Raw genomic sequence first — 7,038 nt, forward strand, 5'->3', positions numbered from 1 at the left:
ACTATAAGTTAAACCACTCTTTAACTAAGTTTTGTTCTATTGGTGTAACAGATTTATGTGAATAATCATTCTTTAAGCTATCATATTCATAATCTTTAGCCCATTCTTCTATGTTTACAGACAGTTCTTTTAAAGAATTACAAACAAATTCTAATTCTTTATTTGTTATTGTTGGGTGCACAGAGAGACGAACCCAACCTGGTTTTTGAGTATTACAACCATGTAAAATTTCGTCTTTAATTCTATTAGAAGTTTCTTGGTCAACATTTAACAAATAATGACCATAAGTTCCTGCACAAGAACATCCACCTCTTGTTTGTATTCCAAAGCGATCATTTAAAAGCTTTACTACGAGATTAAAATGATATTTTTCGAAATAAAAAGAAAAAATACTTAATCTGTCTTTATGGTTAGGTGCTAAAATTTTTACTCCGTTTAAACTCTCTAAAGTTTTAAAAACAACTTTATTAATTTCGTCTTCTCTTGCTTTAATTTTATCGGTTCCCATTTCTTCTTTCAACTGAATTGAAAGTGCGATTCTAATTGTTTGCAAAAAAGCAGGTGTTCCGCCATCCTCTCTTGTTTCTACATCATCAAAATAATCATGTTGTCCCCAAGGATTTGTATAACTTACCGTTCCGCCACCTGGGTTATCAGGTATTGTGTTCTTATACAAACTTTTATTAAAAATTAATACGCCAGAACTTCCTGGTCCTCCTAAAAATTTATGAGGAGAAAAGAAAACAGCATCTAAATATTCATCTTCTGCTTCTGGATGCATGTTTATATCTACATAAGGTGCACAACAAGCAAAATCTACAAAACATAAACCATTATAACTATGAATCAATTTTGCTACTTTATGATAATCGGTTTTTATACCAGTTACATTAGAACAAGAAGTTATAGAAGCTATTTTAATTTTTCTGTGTTCGTGTTTTTTTATACTTTTTTCAAAACTTTCTAAACAAACTAAACCTTCATTATTACAAGGTACAACTTCTACATCTGCAATAGTTTCTAACCAAGAGGTTTGATTAGAATGATGTTCCATATGAGAAATAAAAACTATAGGTCTTATTTCTTCTGGTAATTCTGTATAATTTTTTAAACTTTCAGATACTTTTAGTCCTAGAATTCTTTGAAACTTATTTACAACTCCTGTCATACCAGAACCCGAAGTTATTAAAACATCGTTTTCATTTGCGTTAACATGACGTTTAATAATTTTTCTAGCTTCGTGATAAGCTAAAGTCATTGCTGCACCAGAAGTAGAAGTTTCTGTGTGCGTATTTGCAACAAATGGTCCAAACTTATGTAACAATTTTTCTTCTATAGGATGATATAATCTACCGCTAGCCGTCCAATCTGTGTAAATTAGATTTTGCAAACCATAAGGAGATTCAAATTTTTGGTTTATACCAACTATATTTTTTCTAAACTTATCAAAATATGCTTCTAAATTCATTGTAAACTGTTTTAAAAAATTCTGAATCTTCCCCCTATTAATATATTATTCTCGAAAAAATAAAAACTTTGAGAGGCAGAATCTGCAGAACTTAAAGATGTTTTAATATCTGGCATGTTTATATAACCAATTTTATAATCTGATTGAATATAAAAATGCTTTAAAAATGTAATATTTAATCCGGCACCAACAGAAACTCCCCAACCAGATAAATGAAAGTTATCATGTCTTTCTTTACCTAAAAGCGATGTATCTGTTCTAGGATACAAACCTCCTACTCCAATTCCTTCAGTTAAATTTATTTGAAGGTTTTTTAAATCTAATCCGAACCAATGGTCTATGTTATCAAATCTTTTAACTTCTACATTTACATAATTTAAACCATCTGTGTGCTCAAATCTTAAAAAATCTTCTGTTAATTGTATATTCTGATTGTTATAGGTACCATCATATTTTGCATTTCCAATATTAATATTACCATTTATAGTTACATTTTGATCGTTGTTAACCACATATTTCATGTGATCTACACCAATGGAAATTGTATAGTTTTCTTTAAAAAAATAACCAATTCTATAGTTATTCTGAGGAATTGTAATATTACCAGGGTTAAAATAATTATTTACAGAAAACTTAGTTGGTCTATCTTGTGCCTTAACATCAGTTAAAGTAAAATCATAATCTTTACCTTTAAAACGGATATCAGAATCTGTGTAACTAGACCAATTCCATCCCCAATAAACAAAAAACTTACCTTTATTTACTACCTTATTTTTCTTAGAAAACTTTTTATTTTGTTGTCCTAAAACAGTAAGCGAACTAAATAAAAGTATCGCTAAAACTAAAATGTTTTTTTTCAATCTAAATTATTTTAAATAATTGCTTTAATTTCTTTTATAAATCTCTCTGCTAAATTATCTGCTGCTGCTTGAGATTTAGCTTCCGTATAAATTCTAATAATAGGCTCTGTATTAGATTTTCTTAAATGAATCCATTCATCAGCAAAATCTATTTTTACACCATCTATAGTATTTACATCTTCATCTTTATAAGTTGTTGCCATTGTTTCTAAAATAGCATCAACATTAATTTCTGGCGTTAATTGAATTTTATTTTTACTCATAAAATAACTTGGATAAGAATCTCTTAGTTCTTTACAAGACATTTTATTATTTGCTAAATGACTTAAAAAAAGTGCAACACCAACTAAAGAATCTCTACCATAATGAGATGCCGGATAAATAATTCCTCCATTACCTTCTCCACCAATTACAGTGTTAGTTTCTTTCATTTTTATTACAACATTTACTTCACCAACAGCAGATGCTGTATAAGTTCCGCCATGTTTTTCTGTAACATCTCTTAAAGCTCTAGAAGATGATAAGTTAGAAACTGTATTTCCGCCACCTAGTTTTCCTAAAACATAATCGGCACAAGCTACTAAAGTATATTCTTCACCGAACATAGAACCATCTTCAGAAATTAAAGCTAATCTATCTACATCTGGATCTACAACAATACCAAAATCTGCTTTTTCTTTTACAACTAGATTAGAAATGTCTGTTAAATGCTCTTTTAAAGGTTCCGGATTATGCGGAAATTGTCCGTTTGGTGTACAATATAATTCTACGCATTCTACATTTAACTCTTTTAATAAAGCTGGTATAAAAATTCCTCCGGTAGAATTAACACCATCTACAACAACTTTAAAATTTGCTTTTTTAATAGCCTCTACATCTACCAATTCTAAATTTAAAACTTCTTGAATGTGCTTCTCTAAATAAGAAGCATCTTTAGAATATACTCCTAAATCATCAACATCTGCAAACTCAAAATCTTCACTTTCTGCTAATGCTAAAATTTTTTCTCCTTCAGATCCATTTAAGAACTCACCTTTTTCATTTAATAATTTTAAGGCATTCCATTGTTTCGGGTTATGTGAAGCTGTTAAAATTATACCACCTTCTGCATTTTCTAAAGGTACAGCAACTTCTACTGTTGGTGTAGTAGACAAACCTAAATCTACAACGTTTATACCTAAACCAACTAAAGTATTTGCAACCAAACTAGAAATCATTTTTCCAGAAATACGGGCATCTCTACCAATTACAACAGTTATTTTATCTTTATTAGGATTTCTGTTTTTGATAAAAGCACCGTAAGCTGATGCAAATTTTACTGTGTCTATTGGGGTTAAATTGTCTGCAGTTTTACCGCCAATTGTTCCTCTAATACCTGATATTGATTTTATAAGTGTCATTATATTTCTTGTCTTTATTTTAGATACACAAAGATAAATTTATTAAATGGTTATCTAAAATAAATTAACATGTACTGACTTTATACTTTAGAATTGGCTAGCAAATAGTTGCGTTAGGGATTGTAGCATTTGTTTGAGCTCTTTTGTGAAGTATAAACAAAAAGCGAGTGCGTAAAGCCCGACCTAAAAGGTAACGCCCAAATAATAGAAATAAAAAAGCCGATGCAAAACTGCATCGGCTTTTAGATATGATAAATATCGGCTTGTTAAAAAGTAAGATTACTTTTTGTTACCAGCTTCCATTTTCTTTTTAAGAGCTGCTAAACCACCTATGTCTCCAAGTGTAGTTTTTTCTGCGTCTGCAGATTTTTTAACTGCTGCTTTTACATTTCTCTTTTCTTCTTCTCTAAAGATAGAAGTATGAGAAACTACAACTCTTCTGTATTCTTTAGAAAATTCTAAAACTACAAATTCGATTGTATCTCCTTTTCCTAATTTAGAACCATCTTCTTTTTCTAAGAATCTTGTTGGTGCAAAACCTTCTACTCCATCAGCAAAAGTTACAACTGCTCCTTTATCATTCTTTTCTTTGATTGTTCCTTCGTGTGTAGAACCGATTGCATACGTAGCTTCGTGAGCATCCCAAGGGTTATCTTGAGTTTGCTTATGACCTAAGTTTAACTTTCTGTTCTCTACATCTAATTCTAATACTTGTACTTCTAACTTGTCTCCAACAGTAACAAAGTCTGATGGATGCTTAATTTTCTTAGTCCAAGATAAGTCAGAAATATATACTAAACCATCAATTCCTTCTTCTAATTCTACGAAAACACCAAAGTTAGTGTAATTTCTTACAGTACCTGTATGAGTAGAACCTACTGGGAATTTAGTTGTAATATCTGTCCAAGGATCTGGGTGTAATTGCTTGATACCAAGAGACATTTTTCTGTCTTCTCTATCTAAAGTTAAAACTTGCGCTTCTACTTTATCACCAACTTTTACGAAGTCTTGTGCAGAACGTAAGTGAGTTGACCAAGACATTTCAGAAACGTGAATTAATCCTTCTACTCCTTGTTCTACTTCTACAAATGCACCATAATCTGCAATTACTACAACTTCTCCAGTTACTTTATCACCAACTTTTAAGTCAGTATCTAAAGCTTCCCAAGGATGCGCAGATAATTGTTTTAATCCTAATTGGATTCTAGATTTGTTATCATCAAAGTCTAAAATTACAACGTTTAATTTTTGATCTAATTCAACAACCTCATTCGGGTGGTTAATTCTAGACCAAGATAAATCTGTAATATGTACTAAACCATCAACACCACCTAAATCAACAAATACACCATAAGAAGTAATATTTTTAACAATACCTTCTAATACTTGTCCTTTTTCTAACTGACCAATGATTTCTTTTTTCTGTAATTCAATATCAGCTTCAATAAGAGCTTTATGAGATACAACAACGTTTTTAAATTCGTGGTTGATTTTCACAACTTTGAATTCCATAGTTTTCTCTACGTATTGATCGTAATCTCTAATTGGCTTAACATCAATTTGAGATCCTGGTAAGAATGCTTCGATACCGAAAACATCTACAATCATACCACCTCTAGTTCTACACTTAACAAAACCGTTAACTACTTCACCAGTTTCATGAGCATTGTTTACACGTTCCCATGCTTTAATTACTCTTGCTTTTTTGTGAGATAATACTAACTGACCAGAAGAATCTTCTCTTTTGTCAACTAATACTTCTACTTTATCTCCTTCTGATAAACCTTGGTTGTAACGGAATTCGTTTAAAGAGATAACTCCTTCAGATTTAGAGTTGATGTCTATAATTGCATCTCTATCTGTAATTCTAATTACAGTTCCTTCAATTACATCACGCTCATTTACAAATCCAACAGTTCCTTCTAAAGCAGTTTCAAATGCTTTTAATTTATCTTCATCAACAGCTTCAATACCTTGTTCGTACTTGTGCCAGTTAAAATCAGCTAAAAATTGTTTAGGATCTACAGCAGGAGTTGCTGTTTCTTGTACTTCAGTTGCAGCTACCTGCTCTTCAGTGTTTTTTGTTTCTTCAGACATGTGTCTAAAATAATTTTGTATCTTATTGTTTTACAGATTTCTAACGACGTAAACGCAAAGAGTTGTTTTTATAAATTGTTTTTTTAATTCCTTTTCTAAATCTGTTCTCGTAAAAAGGAGTGCAAATTTACAAAAATGTTTTGATAATTAAGCGTTTAGAATTAATTTATTATTCTTTTTATTCTTGAATTACAAAAAACTACCTTTGCAAACTTAAACCGTTATGGTAGATTTTAATGAAGATGGATAAAAATACAAAAGATTTAGTAAACAAAGGTATAATGCTTCCTCTAATGGAAGAATTTTATACAATACAAGGTGAAGGCGCTCACACTGGTACAGCCGCATATTTTATTAGAGTTGGGGGTTGCGATGTAGGTTGCCATTGGTGCGATGTTAAAGAAAGTTGGAATGCAGAATTGCACCCACCAACATTAGCAGATAAAATAGTAGACAATGTTAAAAAATACGCTAAAACGGTTGTAATTACTGGTGGTGAACCTTTAATGTGGTCTATGGATTATATTACAGATTTATTACAAAAAAATAATATAAAAACACACATAGAAACCTCTGGTGCATATTCCTTTTCTGGAAAATGGGACTGGTTTTGTCTGTCTCCTAAGAAAACAAAATTACCTTTAGATGAGTGTTATCCTGAAGCAGATGAACTTAAAATGATTATTCATAACAAATCAGATTTTGATTTTGCAGAACAGCAAGCGGCTAAAGTTTCAGATAAATGTCAGTTATTTTTACAACCAGAATGGAGTAAAAAAGAAAAAATGACTGAGTTAATAGTAGATTACGTAATGAAGAATCCGAAATGGAAAATTTCTCTTCAAACACACAAATACCTGAATATTCCATAATATTCAGGTATTTTATATTTTTTTTAGAAGCTATTTCCTGCTTTCCGCACTCGCTTTTTTATCGTACCTCTAAAAAGAGCTCAAACAAATGCTTCAATCAGGGCTAAACTTATCAAATAAAAAGATTAATTTAAGATAGTTTACTGTCTATCAATGTACATATTCTCTCAAATTGTTCATTTATTCCCATATCAGAATTATCAAATTCTATTGCATCATCAGCTTTTAATAAAGGAGAATCTTCTCTAGTCGAATCTATTCTATCTCGTTCTTGAACATTAAATAGAATTTCATCATAATTTACTTTATCTCCTCTATCAATTAATTCTTTATATCTTCTA

6 protein-coding genes (1 of these 6 running past the window's edge) are annotated in these 7,038 nt (G+C 30.7%); 1 reads left to right on the forward strand and 5 read right to left on the reverse strand.

The features are described from left to right. Position 1 precedes the first annotated feature (1 nt). From B5464_RS01490 to rpsA, 4 genes are all read right to left on the reverse strand, one after another. The gene (locus tag B5464_RS01490; RefSeq protein ID WP_079736910.1) at positions 2–1,468 is read right to left on the reverse strand and encodes an aminotransferase class V-fold PLP-dependent enzyme; all 1,467 of its coding nucleotides are present in this window, start codon (positions 1,466–1,468) and stop codon (positions 2–4) included. Positions 1,469–1,479: 11 nt separating this feature from the next. Continuing rightward, on the reverse strand, positions 1,480–2,328 hold the full coding sequence (locus tag B5464_RS01495) for a hypothetical protein (protein ID WP_231963627.1): 849 nt from the start codon (positions 2,326–2,328) through the stop codon (positions 1,480–1,482). Between the two features lie 11 nt (positions 2,329–2,339). Beyond that, positions 2,340–3,728, reverse strand: a complete 1,389-nt coding sequence (gene glmM / locus B5464_RS01500) for a phosphoglucosamine mutase (protein ID WP_079736911.1) — start codon at positions 3,726–3,728, stop codon at positions 2,340–2,342. Positions 3,729–4,007: 279 nt separating this feature from the next. Next, positions 4,008–5,825 (reverse strand): 30S ribosomal protein S1, encoded by a 1,818-nt coding sequence (gene rpsA / locus B5464_RS01505; protein WP_079736912.1) that lies wholly within the window; start codon positions 5,823–5,825, stop codon positions 4,008–4,010. A 242-nt stretch (positions 5,826–6,067) separates the two neighbouring features. Here rpsA and B5464_RS01510 point away from each other — a divergent pair, with 242 nt between their 5' ends. After that, positions 6,068–6,697 (forward strand): 7-carboxy-7-deazaguanine synthase QueE, encoded by a 630-nt coding sequence (locus B5464_RS01510; protein WP_079736913.1) that lies wholly within the window; start codon positions 6,068–6,070, stop codon positions 6,695–6,697. Positions 6,698–6,827: 130 nt separating this feature from the next. Here B5464_RS01510 and cmk read toward each other — a convergent pair whose 3' ends face one another. Then, positions 6,828–7,038: the end of a (d)CMP kinase gene (gene cmk, locus B5464_RS01515; protein WP_079736914.1), read on the reverse strand. 479 nt of this gene lie beyond the right edge of the window; only the last 211 of its 690 coding nucleotides appear in the window; its start codon lies off the right edge, out of view; it ends in the stop codon at positions 6,828–6,830.

Origin of the sequence: Polaribacter sp. KT 15 (assembly GCF_900143115.1) — a bacterium.
Taxonomy (GTDB): Bacteria; Bacteroidota; Bacteroidia; order Flavobacteriales; family Flavobacteriaceae; genus Polaribacter; species Polaribacter marinaquae.